The following is a 17,696-nucleotide window of genomic DNA, read 5'->3' as shown; positions in this document are numbered from 1 at the left end:
GTTTCCGCCCCGGGGTTCGGGGCGGAAGGGCTTTCTTACCGCTCCCTGATCGGCCAATGAGAATTCCTCGCGCCCTTGCGGTTTCGCAAGGGCGCGATCGTATTTTCCGCCCTGGGTCAGTTCAGGGAGATGCCGCGCTGGGCGAGCCAGGCCTGGGGGTCGACGTGCTGGCCGTTGATGATGATCTCGAAATGCAGGTGCGGGCCGGTGGAATCGCCGCGGTTGCCGATGCGGGCGATCTGCATGCCCGCCGGGACGCGTTCGCCGACCGAGACGAAGAAGTCGTACATGTGGCCGTACACCGAGATGCTGCCGTCATCGTGCCGGATGCGCACCCACAGCCCGAATCCCTGTGCGGGACCGGCGTCGATGACCGTGCCCGCCGCCACCGCGTAGATCGGTGAGCCCAGCGGTGCGGCGATATCGATGCCCGCGTGGAAGGTGCCCCAGCGCGCCCCGAATCCGGAGGTGAACGCGCCCACCGCGGGCAGTACGAACCCGCCGATGCTCGGCATCACGAATCCGGGCGGCAGCGTGCCCTGCGGTGCGGGCCCGGTTATCCACGGCTGTTGTTCCCCGGCGACCGCCGCCGCGGCCTCGGCCTTGGCGCGATCCAGGGTCGCTCGCGCGGCGGCGGCCACCACCGCCGATTCGCGCAACCGCTCACCGTTGTTGATGGCGTCCAGATACCGTTTGGCGGTCTGCCCGGAGGTGTGCACCTGCAGCGGATTCGCCACCGGAACCCGCAGCGCCACACCGGGTTCCACCGCCGTGTCATACGAGACCAGCCCGATCCCGCTGTCCGCCGCGGCGAACACCAGCACCGCGACCACCCCGCCGATCAACACCCGATGCTTGATCGCCCAGGCTCGAGCCACCGGCGCCTGCCGCCGCACTTCGCCCCGACCCCGCTCCACCAGCTCATCGAACTCGGCCCGCGATCGCGGCCGCCGCCCCCAGAATTCGAGCGCCCGCTCCCGAACCACCGGCACCTGCTCGCGCGCCCGGCCCAGCCCCTGCGCTCCGGCCCGCACCCCGCGAGCCACGCCCGCCCGCACGAATGCCGTACCGCGCCCGGGCGTATCGAGCCGCATCCGCACCCCCGGCATGAAACTGTCCACCCCGGCCCGGAACCCGCGTTCACCCGACTCGTGTCCGGTCGCTTCCGCGTCGTCGGCGCCTTCCGCCAGGTTCAGTGCGGCATCGGATTCGGCACCCGTCTCCCCGGTCGGCTCATCACGTGCGCCGTGCGGGTCCTGGCTCGCCGCAGGCCGATCCGCGTCCGCATGGCCGTTTCGCTCGCCTGAGCTCTCTGCCTCAGGTGCGTGGGAGCCCACCTCGGCGCTGTCCGTTTTGTCGGTTGCCGGGGGTGAACCGGCGGGGTGGTGTGCCGCCGAGTCCTCCTCGGCGGTGGTCGGTCCCCCCTGCATGTGTGCCTCCTCAGGCATTCCGGCGGCCATTGCGGGACAGGCGGGGGAGCGGGTGCTCTACCGTCTGTCGAGTGCGTATCGAATCTCGCCGGTCGACCATTCCACCTTTCTACGTGATGGATGTCTGGAAGGCAGCAGCTGAACGAGCCAGAACTCACGGGGATGTGCTGGTGCTGGCGGCCGGACAGCCGTCAACGCCCGCTCCGCGCGCGGTTTTGCGTGCGACCGAACAGGCCCTGAATTCCGAATTGCTGGGTTATACCGAGACATTCGGGATTCTGCCGTTGCGGGAGGCCATCGCGGCGCATCACCGGGACACCTACGGGGTCACCGTGAGCGCCGATGATGTGGTGGTGACGACCGGGTCGTCCGGTGCTTTCACACTGATTTTCCTGGCGGCCTTCGATGCCGGGGACACGGTTGTGGTGGCTCGGCCCGGATATCCGGCGTACCGGAACACCCTCACGGCACTGGGTTGCGAGGTGATCGAACTGGATTGCGGTCCGGAGACCCGATTCCAGCCGACCGTCGCCATGCTGGAGGCGCTGCCCGAACCGCCCGCAGGGCTGATCGTGGCGAGCCCGGCCAATCCGACCGGAACCATGATCGCGCCCGCCGAATTGGCCGCGCTGGCGCGCTGGTGCGATGACCACGGCACCCTGCTCATCTCGGACGAGATCTATCACGGCATCGTCTACGACACAGAGTTGTCCACAAGCACGGAACCGACTTCCTCCGCCTGGGAGACCTCGCGAGAATCCATCGTCATCGGCTCGGTGTCCAAGTACTTCTCCATGACCGGCTGGCGGCTCGGCTGGATGCTGGTCCCCGAGGGCATGCGCCCCGCGCTGCAACGCCTCGCCTCGAATATGACCGTCTGCCCGCCCGCTATTTCGCAGTACGCGGCCGTGCACGCGTTCGGCGCGGAGGCCAAGGCCGAACTCGACGGTCATGTGGCCCGCTATGCCGCGAATCGGCAGCTGCTGCTGTCCGGTCTGCCGAAGCTCGGCATCACCGAGTTGGCTCCGGCCGATGGCGCGTTCTACGCCTACGCGAATATCGCGCATCTGACCGATGATTCGATGCGCTGGTGCACCGAAGTACTGGACCGGACGGGTGTCGCGCTTGCCCCCGGCATCGACTTCGACACCGTGAACGGTGTTCATACCGTGCGGTTCTCGTTCGCCGGCGCGGGCGCCGATATCGAAGAAGCACTCGACCGGTTGGGACGCTATCTGGCCTGAACGGACCTCCGGGAGCGTCGTTCCTAGGGAATCACCACAGATCGCACAGATTCGGCACAGATGAACCTATGAGGACTGGCACGATTGCATCCGTGACCACTGCGACGACTCCGAAAGGCGAACGGCGTCGCCAAGCGCTGGTTTGTGCCGCCGCCGAGCTATTGCTCGAAGGCGGTTTCGAAGCGGTCCGGCATCGCTCGGTGGCTACCCGCGCGGAACTGCCGCTCGCGTCCACCACGTACTACTTCGAATCGCTGGAGGATCTGATCGCGCGCGCGGTCGAGTTCTCCGGCAATGCCGAATTGGACGCCATGCGCCGCCGGGTCGGCGAGGTGACCCATCGCCGCCGCGGTGCGGACGCCACCGTGGATCTGGTGCTGGATCTGCTCATCGGCTCCGAGCACGCCGACGCGGACGCGCGCGGTCAGCTCATCGCCCGCTACGAGCGTTCGGTGGCCTCGGCCCGCCACCCCGAACTACGCGAGGTCCAGCTCCGACTACGCGCTCAGCTCGATGAACTGCTCGCCGACGTCCTACGCCGCTCGGATCGCATAGTCCGCCCCGAGCAGGCCCGCCGATTGGTCGCGGTCGTCGACGGCGCGGTGGTGACCGCCCTCGGCGAAGCCGATCCGCAACCCCGCCGCCTGGCCCGCGGCGCACTGCTGGAAGTGATCGATATCGTCGCTCCGCCTACGTAATCCGGCCCTGGGCCATACTGCGGCGAATGGGTTCGTGACCAGCCCGTAAAATCGCTTCACGTGACCTTTGTGCCGAACGTCCTCGCCACCCGCTATGCCAGCCCTGATCTCGTGCGCCTCTGGTCGCCCGAGAACAAGATCGTGCTGGAGCGGCGGCTGTGGCTGGAGGTGCTGCGGGCGCAGACCGAGCTGGGCATCGAGGTGCCCGCCGGGGTGGTCGAGGATTACGAGCGCGTGGTGGATCAGGTCGATCTGGCCTCGATCGCCGAGCGCGAGCGGGTCACCCGGCACGATGTGAAGGCGCGCATCGAGGAATTCAACGCGCTCGCCGGACATGAGCACGTGCACAAGGGCATGACCTCGCGCGATCTCACCGAGAATGTCGAGCAGTTGCAGATCCGGCTCTCGCTCGAGCACGTGTACGGGCACGGCGTCGCCATCGCGGCCCGGCTGGCCGAGCGCGCCGCCGAGTACCAGTCGCTGGTCATGGCCGGTCGTTCGCACAATGTCGCCGCGCAGGCCACCACCCTCGGCAAGCGTTTCGCCTCGGCCGCCGATGAGCTGCTGATCGCGCTGACCCGCCTGCGCGAGTTGATCGATCGCTACCCGCTGCGCGGTATCAAGGGCCCGATGGGCACCGCGCAGGACATGCTGGATCTGCTCGACGGCGATGCGGGCAAGCTCGCGCAGCTGGAGCAGAAGGTGGCGCATCACCTCGGTTTCAAGAACGTCTTCACCAGTGTCGGCCAGGTGTACCCGCGCTCGCTGGATCACGATGTGCTCTCCACGCTGGTCCAGATCGGTGCGGGCCCTTCGTCTTTCGCGCACACCATCCGCCTGATGGCCGGGCACGAACTGGTGACCGAGGGTTTCCAGAAGGGCCAGGTCGGCTCGTCGGCCATGCCGCACAAGATGAACACCCGCTCCGCCGAGCGCGTGAACGGCCTGCAGGTGATCCTGCGCGGCTACGGTTCCATGGCCGCCGAGCTGGCGGGCGCGCAGTGGAACGAGGGCGATGTGTTCTGCTCGGTGGTGCGCCGCGTCGCGCTGCCGGATGCCTTCTTCGCGGTCGACGGCATGATGGAGACCTTCCTGACCATCCTGGCCGAATTCGGCGCGTACCCGGCGGTCATCGATCGGGAGCTGAATCGCTACCTGCCGTTCCTGGCCACCACCCGCCTGCTGATCGCCGCCGTACGGGCCGGTGTGGGCCGTGAGACCGCGCACGAGGTCATCAAGGAGCACGCGGTGGCCGTGGCGCTGGCGATGCGGGAAAAGGGCCAGGAGCCCGATCTGCTGGACCGCCTGGCCGCCGATGACCGGATGCCGCTGGACCGCGCGGCCCTGGATGCCGCGCTGGCGGATCGTTCGGCCTTCATCGGCGCGGCCGAGGCGCAGACCGCGGAGGTCATCGCGCAGGTGCAGAAGCTGGTGTCGGCCAATCCGGAGGCGGCGCGCTACACCCCGGCCCCGATTCTGTAGCAGCACAAGCTTTTCGGCCCCGGCGTGCGGTGCGCGCCGGGGCCGAGCTGTTTTCGCGGCGGGTTCGCGTGGCAGGCTGCCGGGCATGAATCCGTACACGATCTTCTCCGAAATCATCGCGGGCACCGCGCCCTCCAGCATGGTGTACGAGGATCCGGAAGTTGTTGCCTTCATGGACATTCGGCCCGTGACGCCCGGTCATCTGCTGGTGATTCCGCGGGTGCCGGCGCGCAGTCTGGCGGAGCTGGATCCGGCGCTGGGCGGCAAGCTCTTTCAGGTGGGTCAGCGGCTGGCGGCCGCGCTGCGCGAGTCCGAGGTGAACTGCGACGGCGTGAATTTCTTCCTCGCGGACGGCGTGACGGCGGGCCAGGAGGTCTTTCACGTGCATCTGCATGTGATTCCGCGTACACCGGGCGATGGTTTCGGCCTGCGCGCGCGAGCGACTTCTCCGCAGCGCGCCGACCTGGATTACCTGGCGGGATCGATTCGGGGCGCATTGCAGCGAAACCCTGGTATTTCATAGCTGAAGCGCATTACCATATCCGAACCGATTGGTTTGCCAAGGACACGCCATAGACCGAATATTCCTCGCGCCCACCGGCACTCGAGTTACGTTGGAACGCGATTGTGGTGGGCTGATGGAGGTGGGGCCATGCGTAGAAGTGTCGTTGCCGCAGCGGTTTTCGCATTCGCCGTGGGTTTGCTGAGTCCGGTGCTGGCGCCACCGGCAACCGCCCGCGCGGCGCAGGTGATCCGCGTCGACGATCTGAACGCCACCCGCTCCGCGTTATTCATCGATTCCCCCGCCATGGGCCGCACGATTCAGGTGCAGGTATTGCATCCGGCCGGTGGCGGCGCACGTTCCAGCTATTACCTGCTGGACGGTCTGGACCCCGGCGCGAGCCAGAGCACCTGGACCAATGCCACCGACGCCGAACCCTTCTTCCGGGGCAAGAACGTCAATGTGGTGCTGCCCATGGGCGGGCAGGCCAGTTACTACACCGATTGGGCCGCCGACGATCCGCGTTTCGGCCGGTATCGCTGGGAAACCTTTCTGACACAAGAACTTCCGCCGATCATCGACGATTATTTCGCCGGTAACGGGGTGAACGCCATCGGCGGGCTCTCGATGGGCGGCGTCGCGGCTTTCGTGCTCGCCGTGCGGCATCCGGAGCTGTACCGCGCGGTCGCCGGGTACAGCGCCTGCCCGGATCTCACCATCGCGCAGGGCGCGATCCTGTTCTCCATCGCGAATCGGGGTGGGAATCCGTTCAATATGTGGGGCGGTCCGGGCGACGGCGCGTGGGCGTCGCACAATCCGGCGCTGCTCACCGAGCGGTTGCGCGGTAAGACCATCTACCTGTCCACCGGCACCGGCCTGCCCGGCCCGCACGAGCTGGAGATCAAACCGCAGCTGCCGGAGAACATCTTCTTCGGCGGGCCGATCGAACTCGGCGTGAACGCCTGCGTGAACTCGTTCGCGGCGCATCTGAAGGATATGAATATCCCCGCGCAGGTGGATTACAGCCCGGTGGGCACGCATTCGTGGTCGTACTGGCAGGACACGCTGCACGAATCCTGGCCCACCATCGGCCCGGCGATCGGCGCCTGAATCACTTTCCCGGACGGTTGAATTCGCCGTCCTTGGCCCCGGCGACGAAGGCGCGCCATTCGCCGGGGGTGAAGATCAGTACCGGCCCGTCCGGATTGCGGGAATCCCGCAGGCCGATATTTCCGCTGGCCAGGAAGGCTATTTCGACGCCGTCGGCACTGTCGTCGCCGCGCCGCCAGACGGCGTCGGCTTCGATCTCACGGTTCTTGGCCGTGTCGGGCGATGAGATGGACTCGGCTTCCACTTCGGACTCCCGGATGCGGTGACGTTGCGGGTACTGGTCGGTGATGTAGATCGCACTCATAATGCCAGTGTTTGCGGAGCGGTCGGATCGGATATTCCATTCTGTGTCTGCAGAAGGAGGTATGTGGTGCGCACGCCATGGTCAGCACAGCGAGCAGCTCCCCTCTCCGACAGCTGTGATGTGGTGCCGGAGAGATTCAATGCCGAACTGGCACAGAGCATCCTGAGTGTGCATAGAAGTTGCCCGACCGATCAGTGCGCCCGGCGCAAGGCGGCGGTCTTCTATTTGTACGACCACACTCGCCATGTGGTCACGGCGCGCACGCGCCGGCGCTAGCTCAGCGGCGCAGTACGCGCCGGAGCAGGAGAGCGAACAGTACGAACGCGGTCGCCGCGGCCGCGATGAGGGCGAAACCGGCAGGTACGCCCAGGAAGTCGACCGCTTCGGAGCGGTGGATGACCTGCCGGTAATCCCTGTCCGCGGGGGCGTCCGCGAAGGTGAAATCGTGGGCGATCCGCGCGGGATCGGTGATGTTCACGGACAACTCGGTGAGGTAGTCGTGTCCGGCGGCGCTCAGTTGCCGCAGGTCCGCGTCCCGCGGATCGCTGATCCGGCCCGCGAAGTCCACGGCGACCGCCTGGGATTCGGCATCGGGGTCGGTGCGCTGCACGCGATGCGGGCCGAGCACGTACAGATGCACCAGCTGATGCGTGGTGGCCGCACTCGACATCCGCATGGGATAGACCGGGTGCGCGGCCGCGAAGTTCAAGCGCACCGGATCGAGATTGCCCGCCAGTGGAACCGAACTGGTGAGCCGCATGGCCACGAATGACCAGTGTTCGTCCAGATACGGCCGCATGGTGGCGATCACCTCGGGTTTCATCTCATACCCGTTGTCGCCCAGCCACTGCTGAATCCCGGTGATATCGCCGCCGGTGAGCGTGGTGGCCTCGACCGGGCCGAGCTGCACCCGGTCCAGCACCGTCGGTGCGCCGCCGGTGGGCGCGGACGCCGAAACCGCGCCGTCCCGGCCGCTGTCGGCCTTGAACCAGTCCCGGTCGGTGACGTATTCGGGAGCGGTCAGCCGGGCCAGTTCGCTGAAGGTTCCGGCATCGCCCGCGCTGACGGTCGCGGGTGCGGGTGTGGGCACGATGAGCGCGGCCTTGTCGCCGCCGCTCTGCAAGCCGAGCCGCATGATGATCGTCTCGCGCTGCCCGTCCCAGCCGAGCAGCGCGGTCTCCCCGTTCACCCGGGCGGTGACCCCGCCCGGTGTCGCGATGCCGCCGCACGCGCACGCGGAAGCCGGTGCGGCCAAACCCATTCCCCCCGCACCCGCCACGGTGGCGACCACCGCGAGCAGGCGCGCCGCATTACGCAACAGCATGGGGGCAGCGTACGCACGCGCGAGGGTTCCCGCCTCGGACTTTTCGCCTCGCCGATCGCCGTGCGCGTGCTCGTCGGCGCGGCGCGAGCACGATTAGCTACCGGTCGGCGGCCGGGTCCGGGTTCGCACCACTAACGTTGTCCCCATGGCTCTGGACAGCAGTGGTAGCGCGATAACGAATTCCGGCCCGGTGACCGCGCCGATCGCCAAGCGGGTGCCGAGCGAACGCGTGCATCACGGCGATGTCTTCGTCGACGAGTACGAGTGGCTGCGGGATAAGAAGGATCCCGAGGTCATCGCGTACCTGGAGGCGGAGAACGCCTACACCGACGCACAGACCGAGAAGCTGCGGCCGCTGCGCGAGAAGCTCTTCGACGAGATCAAGGCGCGCACGCAGGAGACCGATCTGTCGCTGCCCACCCGCATGGGCGGCTACTGGTATTACTCGCGCACCTTCGAGGGCAAGCAGTACGGGGTGTCCTGCCGCTGCCCGATCCTGGACCAGGACGACTGGAATCCGCCCAAGCTGGCGGCCGGGGTCGAGATTCCGGGCGAGGAGGTGCTGCTCGATGTCAATGAGCTGGCGCAGGGGCGCGAATTCTTCTCGCTCGGGGCGTCATCGCTGAGCGATGCCGGTGATCTGCTCGCCTATTCGGTCGATACCGAGGGCGATGAGCGCTATGAGCTGCGCATCAAGAATCTGCGCACCGGGGAGCTGCTGCCCGAGCGGATCGAGGGCATCGCGGCCGGGGCGACCTGGTCGCTGGACGGCACGCACATCTTCTATCAGACCGTGGATGACGCCTGGCGCGCCGACAGCGTGTGGCGGCATCGGCTCGGCACCGACCGCGAGGCCGATGTGCGGGTGTTCCACGAGCCCGATGAGGCGTTCTCGGTCGGCGTCGGCGCGAGTCATTCCAAGCGCTATCTGGTCATCGGTTCCGGCTCCAAGATCACCAGTGAGGAATGGATCCTGGAGTCGGACAATCCGGAAGGCGAATTCCGGGTGGTGCTGCCGCGCCGCGAGGGCATCGAATACGGCACCGAGCACGCCGTCATCGGTGGTCAGGACAAGCTGCTCATCCTGCACAACGATGTGGTGGACGGGGTGAAGGCGGTGAACTTCGTGCTCGCGGTCGCCCCGCTGGACGATCCCGCCGATATGACGCTGCTCATCCCGCATCGCGATGATGTGCGGCTGGAGGGCATCGACGCCTTCTCCGACAAGCTGGTGCTGAGCTACCGCCGCGAGGCGCTGCCGCGAATCGCGGTGTGGCCGTTGACCGCCGACGGTTTCGGCGAGCTCAAGGACATCGATTTCGATCTGGCGCTGTTCTCCGCCGGACTGGGCGGCAATCCCGAATGGGAACAGCCCATGCTGCGCATCGGGGTCAGCTCGTTCATCACCCCGGTGCAGGTGTTCGACTACACGCACGAGACCGGCGAGATGATCCTGCGCAAGGAGCAGGTGGTGCTCGGCGACTACACCGCCGATGACTATGTGCAGCAGCGGGAGTGGGCGATCGCCGCGGACGGCACCCGGGTGCCGATCTCGCTGGTGCAGCGCAAGGACGCGCCCGCGGGCCCGAAGCCGTTGCTGCTCTACGGATATGGCTCCTACGAGGCCGCCATCGATCCGGGTTTCTCGGTGGCGCGGCTGTCGCTGCTGGATCGCGGCATGGTGTTCGCGGTGGCGCATGTGCGCGGCGGCGGTGAGCTGGGGCGGCTCTGGTACGAAGAGGGCAAGACGCTCACCAAGAAGAACACCTTCACCGATTTCATCTCCGTCGCACAGCATTTGGTGGATACCGGGGTGACCGCGCCGGATCGGCTGGCGGCCGACGGCGGCAGTGCGGGCGGTCTGCTCATGGGCGCGGTGGCGAATATGGCGCCGGAGCTGTTCACCGGCATCCTGACCAATGTGCCGTTCGTGGATCCGCTCACCACGGTGCTGGATCCGTCGCTGCCGCTCACCGTCACCGAATGGGACGAGTGGGGTAATCCCTTGGCGGACAAGCAGGTCTACGACTACATGAAGACCTACGCGCCGTACGAGAACGTCGAAGCCAAGGATTACCCGGCCATTCTGGCCACCACCGGTCTCAATGACACCCGGGTGTTCTACGTCGAACCGGCCAAGTGGGTCGCGAAATTGCGCGCGATCAAGACCGGGCATTCGCAGTTGCTGCTCAAGACCGATATGACCTCGGGCCACGGCGGTGTCAGCGGGCGCTATGAGAAGTGGAAGGAAGTCGCCTTCGAATACGCCTGGCTCCTCGACACCGTCGGCTTGGCCGACGCCTGATCGGGCAAGAGGTTCGGGGACCGAGTCCCCGAACCCCTTGCCGGGGTTAAGCGTTGGTGAGGTGGGAGCGATCGGCGCTGGGGCCCAGCGCCTTCGCCTTCACCTCGTCGGAGGGAACCCAGGAGGGTTTCTTCATGCGTTCGATGATCAGCGGGATGGCGCTGAAGATGACCGCGCCCGCAGCGACCAATCCGATATAGCTGGCCTTGTTGCCGATGGGCAGCTGTGACGGCGGTACGAACGCCAGCACGAACGCGAAAGCCACCGCCAGGAAACCGATTCCGGCGAAGAGCCACATGCCGAACGTGCCGCCGGGAATCTTGAAGGCGCGCGGCAGATCCGGCTGGGTGTAGCGCAGCCGGATGGCGGCGGCGTACATGAACATGTAGATGATCAGGTACAGGCTCACCGCCATCGCCGAGATCAGGAAGAACGCCGAGCTGACATCGTCCATGAACAGGTAGATCGAGGACAGCGCGGTCACGATCACGCCCTGGATGATCAGGATATTGACCTGTACGCCACGGTTGTTCACCTTTTGCAGCACCGGCGGCAGCATGCCGTCGTGCGCGGTGGCGAGCACACCGCGACTCGGTCCCATGATCCAGGCGAGCACGCCCGCGAGCGCACCGTAGGCGATCAGCGCGGAAAGGATGCGCACCGGCCAGCTGGAGTGGATCATCTCGGTGAACGCGATGGTGAAGGCGTCGAAGACACCGGTATTCAGGTCGATCTTGTCGTAGGCCACGATGCCCGCCACCGCGAGCGCGCCCAGGGTGAAGATGCCGAACGCCACCGCCGCCGCGATCATGATGGCGGCCGGATACCCCTTGGACGGATTCTTCAGCTCGGTGGAGTGCACGCCCTGCGATTCCACCCCGGCGAAGTTCAGCAGAATGCCGGCCAGGAACGAAAGTCCGGACAGCCCAGCGATATACGGGAAGAACCGGGGCGAGTCATGCCCGTCGTGCGCAACGGTCACCGCGTCATCGGTGGTGTGCTGCCAGCCGATATCGTGCCCGCTGGCGATCCACCAGATGAACACCGCCACCAGGATGATGCCCGGCAGCGCGGTGCCCGCAAGGAATCCGGCGCGGGTCACCTTCAGCGCGAACTGATTGCTGACGAACGCGACCGCGGTGCACAGCCAGAACGCGCAGATCGCGAAAATGCCGACGTAGACATGGTTTTGGGCGATATCGGGCCGATCGAAGGCGAAGGCCACGCCCGCGGCGGCGAAGCTCATGCCGGTCGGATAGAACACGATCACCTGAATCCAGGACAGGAAGATGATCCAGAAGCCGACCTTCTTGCCGAACGCGCCGCTGATCCAGGCGTACAGGCCACCGGTCTTGTTCGCGTACATGCTGCCGAGTTCGGCGGCGACCAGTCCGGCCGGAATCAGGAACAGCACGGTGGAGAAGCCGATGTAGAAGAACATCGTCATCTCTTCCTTGGCCATCATGGGCAGGCCGCGCAGACTGGTGACAATCGATGCGGCGGTGGTGAATCCGAGCGCGGAGACGGTCAGGTATTTGACCGGGGTCGCCCGATGCGCACCGCCGCTCACTTCTTGCCCTTGCCCTTACCGGCGGACTTGCCCTCGGTGGATTTGGACTCGGTGGGATGCGTCGCGGCATCCTTGGAAGACACCGCGGCGGTGGCATTGTGGGTGAATCCGCCCGCTTCCTCGCGGGTCAGCGAGGTGGTCAGCGGGTGCGCGTTCAACTGCTTGAGGCAGCGCTTCAGATCGGCGATGAGCAGATCGCCCATATCGAGGGTGAAGCCGTGCCGCAGCACCGCGCGCATGATGGTCTCGTCATCGCGGTTGGCGGGCAGCGGATAGGCGGCGATCAGCCAGCCGCGGCTGCGCAGCCGGTCGGACAGGTCGTAGAGGTTGAAGTTGCGCTCGCCCGTCAATTTCCACGAGACGGCGGTGATACCGCGCTGCGGATCGCCGTCGTGGATCATCTCGAACAGTCCGGTGTCGACCAGTCCGGCCGCGAGATGCTGTGCGGCGCGGTAGATCTCGGTCTGCACCTTGGCATATCCGGTGTGCCCCAGGCGAATGAACTCGTAGTACTGGGTGATGATCTGGCCACCCGGCCGGGAGAAATTGAGATTGAAGGTGGCCATGCTGCCGCCGAGGTAATCGACATTGAAGATGAGTTCCTTGGGCAGATCCGACGGCGTGCGCCAGATCGCCCAGCCCGCGCCCAGCGGGGCGAGCCCGGTCTTGTGACCGGAGGCGTTGATGGACTTCACGCGCGGTAACCGGAAGTCCCACACCACTTCCGGCGCGCAGAACGGCGCCAGGAACCCACCGCTGGCGGCATCGACGTGAATGGGGATGTCGAGTCCGGTCTTCTCCTCGAGGTCGTCGAGCGCTCTGCTGATCCCGGCGACATCCTCGAACAGCCCGGTGAAGGTCTGCCCGAAGGTGGGCACCACCATGATGGTGTTCTCATCGCAGTAGGCGGCGATATCGTCCGGATGCATGGTGAGCCGGTCCCCGCGCAGCGGAATCTGCCGGATCTCCACATCGAAGTAGCGGGCGAATTTCTCCCAGCACACCTGCACCGGACCGCAGACGAAATTGGGGATGCCGGTGCCACCGCGCTTGCGCCAGCGGAACTTCGCGGCCAGTCCGCCCAGCATGGCGGCCTCGCTGGAACCGGTGGTGGAGGTGCCGAGCGTGGTCATGGCCTCGGGGGAGTGCCACAGGTCGGCGATCATGCGCACGCAGCGCTGTTCGAGTTCCGCGGTCTGCGGGTATTCGTCCTTGTCGACGATGTTCTTGTCGAGCGATTCGTTCATCAGCCGCCGCGCCTGGTCATCGACCCAGGTGGTGCAGAAGGTGGCCAGGTTCATGCGGGAAACGCCGTCGAGCATGAGTTCGTCGTGCACGAGTTCGTATGCCACCTGCGGGAACATGCCGCGGGCCGGGAATCCGGCCTTCGGTGCGCCGCGGTGCAGGCCTGGCATGGCGAACAGGTCCTCGGATGCCGGATCTCCGGTCATTGCGCCTCCACGGTAGGTGCCGTTTCGTAATCAATGAGAGATAGCTGAGCGGTTACTATTCGGCAGCATGGACTACCAGAATGTCATAGAGCAGGTGATGTCCACCACAGCGCCACACGTGGGAGAAGGCGCGGTCGCCGACTACATTCCGGGTCTTGCGAATGTCGATCCCAAACAGTTCGGCTTCGCCGTAGCGACCACGCACGGTGAGGTGCACACCGCCGGTGACGTCGATGTTCCCTTTGCCATCGAGAGTATTTCGAAGGTTTTCGCGCTGGCGCTGGTGTTGGCGCGCAAGGACACCGCGCTCTGGCGGCGGGTGCGGCGGGAGCCGTCCGGCACTCCGTTCAATGACCTCATCGAACTCGAGGTGGAAATGGGGATTCCGCGCAATCCCTATATCAACCCCGGCGCGATAGTGGTAGCTGATCAATTGCTGCAAGACACCGGCGATGCCGTGGAGGCCATGCGCAGCCTGCTGCGCGCCGAAACCGGGAATCCGGTGCTTTCGGTGGACAGCGTCATCGCCGAATCCGAATTGCGCTCCGGCGACCGCAATCGGGCCATGGCCTATCTGATGGCCAGCTTCGGCAATATGCGCAATCCGGTGGAACTCGCGCTCGACCACTACTTCCGGCAGTGCTCGTTCAGCATCACCTGCGCCGAACTGGCCAAGGCCGGACTGCTCATCGCCCGGCACGGCCTGCGCGCCGACGGCACCCGGCTGCTCGCGCGCGAGGACGCCCGGCATATCACCGCGCTCATGACCACCTGCGGAACCTATGACGCCGCAGGCGAATTCGCCTACGAGGTGGGATTGCCGGTCAAGAGCGGCGTCGGCGGTGGACTGCTCGCGGTGGTGCCCGGCACCTGCGCGGTCGCGGCCTGGGGGCCGGGCCTGGACTCCAAGGGCAACTCGGTCACCGGGCGCATCGCGTTGAACGCCTTCGCCCAGGCCACCGGATTCTCGGTGTTCTGATGACCGAACCCGCTGTCGTGACCAAACCCGCTGTCGCCAAATACATGTCGTGGGTGACCCTGGCGCTGATGACCACCAGTTCGGTGGCGAGCCTGCGGGCCTCGCCGACCATGGCGGTCTACGGGCTGGCGTGCGTATTCCTGTATCTCATTCCGGCCGTGCTGTTTCTGCTGCCGACCGCGTTCGTGGCGGCCGAGCTGGCCTCGGGCTGGACCGGCGGGGTCTACAAATGGGTCGGCGAGGGTATTTCGCAGCCCGCCGGATTCCTCGCGGTGTGGTGCCAGTTCGCCATGACCATCTTCTACTACCCGAGCCTGCTCGCCTATGTGGCAAGCACTTTCGCGTACATCATCGATCCGTCGCTGGCCGCCAACGGCACCTACGTGGCCATCGTCATCATCACCATCTACTGGGTCGCGGTGTACGTCTCCTCGCAGGGCACCAAAACCGTTGCGGGACTGTCGAGTATGGGATTGATCATCGGGACGCTGATTCCCGGCGTGCTGCTGGTGGCGCTGGGCTTCGTCTTCCTCGGGCAGGGCAATCCCTCGGCCGCGCCGATGGATTTCGAACACCTCTTCCCGGCCTGGACCGGGCTGGCCAGCCTGGTGCTCATCGTCAACAACTTCCTGTCCTACGCGGGTATGGAGATGAACGCCGTACACGTATCCGCGCTGAAGGATCCGGGCCGCGAATACCCCAGGGCAATGGCGATGGCGGTGGGGCTGGTGCTGCTCATCTTCATCGTGCCCGCGCTGGTGATCAGCTGGGTGGTGCCCGCCGAGAATCTGAGCCTGACCGCCGGTGTCATGCAGGCGTTCGACGGGTTCTTCCACCACTTCCACATCGGCTGGCTGACCCCGGTGCTGGGCGTCATGCTGGTGGCGGCCGCGCTCGGCGGCATGCTCACCTGGCTGGCCGGACCCTCCAAGGGGCTGCTGCTCATCGGGCGTCAGGAGGGGTATCTGCCGCCGATCCTGACGCGGCTGAACAAGCATGGCGTACAACAGAACATGCTGGTGGCGCAGGGCATCGTGACCACGCTGCTGGCGCTGCTGTACGCGTTCATTCCCGATGTCTCCAGCGCCTACTGGATTCTCTCGGTGATCACCACGCAGGTGTACCTGATCATGTACGTGCTCATGTTCATCGCCGCGATTCGCTTGCGCCGCAATAAAGCCGATCATCCGCGCGGGTATCGCGCGCCCGCGCTCGTCGCGCTGTGCGGGCTGGGCACCGCGTCCTCGGTGGCGGCGTTCCTGATCGGATTCGTACCGCCCTCGCAGTACGGCAGCGGCAACGCGTTCAGCTATTTCCTGATCGTCGGGCTCGGCATGGGCATTGTCGGACTGCTGATTCCGTACCTGTTCCTGCGCCTGCGCAAACCCGGCTGGAAACTCGCCACACCCGAGGAGGCGCTGACATGACCTTCGACCACGGTGCGTCCGATGCCGCGCGGCGCATCGTCTACTGGTCGGTGGCCTTGGTGCTGGTGGCCATCGCCGTCGCGGGGGTGGTCATCTTCCGGGAGGACCGGGATACCGATATCGCGCTGCGGCGCGCTCAGGTGTTGCAAACCCGGCTCATCTCAGCGGGTTTGGCCGCCCCCGATCCGCGGGTGATCGCCGATTCGCTCGGTGAGGACGGCGGACTGGTCTGCCAGGATCCCGGATCACCGCTGATCAAGGCGCGATACCAGGCGTCCATCAGCAATGGGGCCGCCGGACCCGGGAGCCGTCCGGTGATCGGGGATCGCGATGTCTACACCGCCACCGCGCTGGCCATCGAAACGTATCGTCCGGACCAGCTTTCGAAATACCTGGAGGAGACCGGCACGCTGCGCAAGGGTGACACGGTACATCCGGACCCCGGGAACCGATGACAGGAGAGGCCATGACCGAAGACGCCCTGCGGGCGGCCGTCAAAGATTTGATGCCGCGCGCCAAAACCGATCTGACCGAGCTGGTTTCGTACAGGTCCGTCTATGACGAGCGGCAGTTCCCCATCGAGGAGTGTCATAAAGCCGCGCAGTGGGTGGCCGATGCCTTCGCCGCCGAGGGGCTCACCGATGTCGGCCTGCACGAGACGCCGGACGGCAGCAAGGCGGTCATCGCGCGCTATCCGGCTCCGGCCGGTGCGCCGACCATCCTGCTGTACTGCCATTACGACGTGCAGCCGCCGCTCGGCGATGACGCCTGGGAGACCCCGGTCTGGGAGCTCACCGAGAAGAACGGCCGCTGGTACGGGCGCGGCAGCGCCGACTGCAAGGGCAATATCGTCACGCACCTCACGGCGCTGCGCGCGCTGCGAGAAGTGGTGGGGGACAAGTTCCCCGTCGGGCTGACCCTGATCGCGGAGGGGTCGGAGGAACAGGGCACCGGCGGCCTGGAAGCCTTCGTGCCGAAGAACGCCGATCTGCTGCGCGCGGACACCCTGCTCATCTGCGACTGCGGCAATTTCGCGGTCGGCGTGCCCACCTTCACGCAAACCCTGCGCGGCAATGTGAATGTGGTCGTCACCGTCGAAACACTGGAAAGCTCAATGCATTCGGGGATGTTCGGCGGGGCCGCGCCCGATGCGCTCGGCGCGCTCATCCACCTGCTGTCCACGCTGCGTGATGCGAAGGGCAACACTACGGTCGCCGGGCTCACCAATGATCAGAAGTGGGATGGCGCAACATATTCGGATGAGGCGTTCCGTTCCGATGCGGGTGTGCTGGACGGCGTCGACGTGCTCGGCGACGGCACCGTCTCCGATATGCTCTGGGCCCGACCGGCTCTCACCGTCCTGGGTATGGACGTCCCGCCCGTCGTCGGCTCCGCGGCGGCCATTCAGGCCAAGGTCCGCGCCCGGCTCAACCTGCGCATCCCGCCCGGCACCGATCCGCAGCAGGCGCTGAAAGCCCTTACCGCGCACCTGGAATCGAATGTCCCCTGGCATGCGAAGGTCACCGTTGAGACCGAGGCCATCGGTTCCCCCTTCGTAGGCAGCACCCACGGTCCCGCCCGCACCGCCATGGAAGCCGCCTTCGCCGCTTCCTACGGCCGCCCCGCCACCACGTCCGGCCAAGGCGGCTCCATCCCGCTCTGCAATGTCTTCGCCGACACCTACCCGGACGCGGAGATCATGCTCATGGGTGTCGAAGAGCCGAAATGCCTGATCCACGCCCCGAACGAAAGCGTCGACCCCACCGAAATCGAGCACATGGCGCTGGCGGAAGCCCTGTTCCTGGCGTCCTACGCGAAGTAACCCGGGCCACAATTACATATTGACAGTCAGCGTTGATTTGTAACATGC

General features: G+C 66.0%; 15 protein-coding genes. 10 read left to right on the top strand and 5 right to left on the bottom strand.

Annotated features, from left to right (window positions below):
• Positions 1–116 precede the first annotated feature (116 nt).
• Entirely contained in the window at positions 117–1,430 is a 1,314-nt protein-coding gene (locus ACFVUS_RS18310; protein WP_387767245.1) for a peptidoglycan DD-metalloendopeptidase family protein, read from the bottom strand.
• Between the two features lie 71 nt (positions 1,431–1,501).
• Between ACFVUS_RS18310 and ACFVUS_RS18305 the strand changes: the two genes are divergently transcribed.
• The 5 genes from ACFVUS_RS18305 (at position 1,502) to ACFVUS_RS18285 (ending at position 6,466) form a co-directional block, all read left to right on the top strand.
• Complete coding sequence (locus ACFVUS_RS18305) at positions 1,502–2,674, top strand: pyridoxal phosphate-dependent aminotransferase (protein WP_387767242.1); 1,173 nt, start codon at positions 1,502–1,504, stop codon at positions 2,672–2,674.
• Between the two features lie 92 nt (positions 2,675–2,766).
• Positions 2,767–3,372 carry a TetR/AcrR family transcriptional regulator gene (locus ACFVUS_RS18300; RefSeq protein WP_387767239.1) on the top strand — a complete coding sequence of 202 codons (606 nt, stop codon included), beginning with the start codon at positions 2,767–2,769 and terminating at the stop codon, positions 3,370–3,372.
• 60 nt (positions 3,373–3,432) lie between these two features.
• Positions 3,433–4,854: an adenylosuccinate lyase gene (gene purB, locus ACFVUS_RS18295; RefSeq protein WP_387767236.1), complete on the top strand. Its 1,422-nt coding sequence runs from the start codon at positions 3,433–3,435 to the stop codon at positions 4,852–4,854.
• Positions 4,855–4,939: 85 nt separating this feature from the next.
• Positions 4,940–5,377, top strand: a complete 438-nt coding sequence (locus tag ACFVUS_RS18290) for an HIT family protein (RefSeq protein ID WP_387767233.1) — start codon at positions 4,940–4,942, stop codon at positions 5,375–5,377.
• 129 nt (positions 5,378–5,506) lie between these two features.
• Positions 5,507–6,466 (top strand): alpha/beta hydrolase, encoded by a 960-nt coding sequence (locus tag ACFVUS_RS18285; RefSeq protein WP_387767230.1) that lies wholly within the window; start codon positions 5,507–5,509, stop codon positions 6,464–6,466.
• A 1-nt stretch (position 6,467) separates the two neighbouring features.
• Here ACFVUS_RS18285 and ACFVUS_RS18280 read toward each other — a convergent pair whose 3' ends face one another.
• Together ACFVUS_RS18280 and ACFVUS_RS18275 are read right to left on the bottom strand one after the other, a co-directional pair.
• A complete protein-coding gene (locus ACFVUS_RS18280) occupies positions 6,468–6,770 on the bottom strand; it encodes a DUF397 domain-containing protein (protein ID WP_387767227.1) in 303 nt (100 codons plus the stop codon).
• Between the two features lie 277 nt (positions 6,771–7,047).
• Complete coding sequence (locus ACFVUS_RS18275) at positions 7,048–8,094, bottom strand: DUF2330 domain-containing protein (RefSeq protein WP_387767224.1); 1,047 nt, start codon at positions 8,092–8,094, stop codon at positions 7,048–7,050.
• Between the two features lie 145 nt (positions 8,095–8,239).
• Between ACFVUS_RS18275 and ACFVUS_RS18270 the strand changes: the two genes are divergently transcribed.
• Positions 8,240–10,399, top strand: coding sequence for a S9 family peptidase (locus tag ACFVUS_RS18270; protein ID WP_387767221.1), 2,160 nt, complete (start codon positions 8,240–8,242; stop codon positions 10,397–10,399).
• Positions 10,400–10,445: 46 nt separating this feature from the next.
• On the opposite strand, the gene ACFVUS_RS18265 is transcribed toward ACFVUS_RS18270, so the two are convergent.
• Together ACFVUS_RS18265 and ACFVUS_RS18260 are read right to left on the bottom strand one after the other, a co-directional pair.
• A complete protein-coding gene (locus tag ACFVUS_RS18265) occupies positions 10,446–11,969 on the bottom strand; it encodes an amino acid permease (RefSeq protein WP_387767218.1) in 1,524 nt (507 codons plus the stop codon).
• A complete protein-coding gene (locus ACFVUS_RS18260) occupies positions 11,966–13,420 on the bottom strand; it encodes a glutamate decarboxylase (RefSeq protein WP_387767215.1) in 1,455 nt (484 codons plus the stop codon). The genes ACFVUS_RS18265 and ACFVUS_RS18260 overlap by 4 nt, the downstream gene beginning before the upstream one ends.
• Positions 13,421–13,487: 67 nt before the next feature.
• On the opposite strand from ACFVUS_RS18260, the gene ACFVUS_RS18255 reads away from it, so the two are divergent.
• From ACFVUS_RS18255 to ACFVUS_RS18240, 4 genes are read left to right on the top strand one after another with little or no spacing between them, the layout of a single operon-like run.
• The gene (locus tag ACFVUS_RS18255; protein WP_387767212.1) at positions 13,488–14,399 is read left to right on the top strand and encodes a glutaminase; all 912 of its coding nucleotides are present in this window, start codon (positions 13,488–13,490) and stop codon (positions 14,397–14,399) included.
• The gene (locus ACFVUS_RS18250) at positions 14,399–15,826 is read left to right on the top strand and encodes an APC family permease (protein ID WP_387767209.1); all 1,428 of its coding nucleotides are present in this window, start codon (positions 14,399–14,401) and stop codon (positions 15,824–15,826) included. The genes ACFVUS_RS18255 and ACFVUS_RS18250 overlap by 1 nt, the downstream gene beginning before the upstream one ends.
• Positions 15,823–16,281: a hypothetical protein gene (locus ACFVUS_RS18245; protein ID WP_387767206.1), complete on the top strand. Its 459-nt coding sequence runs from the start codon at positions 15,823–15,825 to the stop codon at positions 16,279–16,281. The genes ACFVUS_RS18250 and ACFVUS_RS18245 overlap by 4 nt, the downstream gene beginning before the upstream one ends.
• Before the next feature lie 11 nt (positions 16,282–16,292).
• Positions 16,293–17,648 carry a dipeptidase gene (locus tag ACFVUS_RS18240; protein WP_387767203.1) on the top strand — a complete coding sequence of 452 codons (1,356 nt, stop codon included), beginning with the start codon at positions 16,293–16,295 and terminating at the stop codon, positions 17,646–17,648.
• Positions 17,649–17,696: the final 48 nt, after the last annotated feature.

It is taken from the genome of Nocardia sp. NPDC058058 (assembly GCF_042885355.1).
GTDB lineage: Bacteria > Actinomycetota > Actinomycetes > Mycobacteriales > Mycobacteriaceae > Nocardia.
The sequence above is the reverse complement of the archived record's forward strand: the minus strand, read 5'-3'. Positions and strand labels throughout refer to the sequence as shown.

Coding starts and splice junctions, on each gene's coding strand:
- ACFVUS_RS18285 (WP_387767230.1), top strand. CDS start 5,507: ATGCGTAGAAGTGTCGTTGCCGCAGCGGTTTTCGCATTCGCCGTGGGT.
- ACFVUS_RS18245 (WP_387767206.1), top strand. CDS start 15,823: ATGACCTTCGACCACGGTGCGTCCGATGCCGCGCGGCGCATCGTCTAC.
- ACFVUS_RS18290 (WP_387767233.1), top strand. CDS start 4,940: ATGAATCCGTACACGATCTTCTCCGAAATCATCGCGGGCACCGCGCCC.
- ACFVUS_RS18255 (WP_387767212.1), top strand. CDS start 13,488: ATGGACTACCAGAATGTCATAGAGCAGGTGATGTCCACCACAGCGCCA.
- ACFVUS_RS18270 (WP_387767221.1), top strand. CDS start 8,240: ATGGCTCTGGACAGCAGTGGTAGCGCGATAACGAATTCCGGCCCGGTG.
- ACFVUS_RS18275 (WP_387767224.1), bottom strand. CDS start 8,094: ATGCTGTTGCGTAATGCGGCGCGCCTGCTCGCGGTGGTCGCCACCGTG.
- ACFVUS_RS18310 (WP_387767245.1), bottom strand. CDS start 1,430: ATGCAGGGGGGACCGACCACCGCCGAGGAGGACTCGGCGGCACACCAC.
- ACFVUS_RS18250 (WP_387767209.1), top strand. CDS start 14,399: ATGACCGAACCCGCTGTCGTGACCAAACCCGCTGTCGCCAAATACATG.
- ACFVUS_RS18240 (WP_387767203.1), top strand. CDS start 16,293: ATGACCGAAGACGCCCTGCGGGCGGCCGTCAAAGATTTGATGCCGCGC.
- ACFVUS_RS18260 (WP_387767215.1), bottom strand. CDS start 13,420: ATGACCGGAGATCCGGCATCCGAGGACCTGTTCGCCATGCCAGGCCTG.
- ACFVUS_RS18280 (WP_387767227.1), bottom strand. CDS start 6,770: ATGAGTGCGATCTACATCACCGACCAGTACCCGCAACGTCACCGCATC.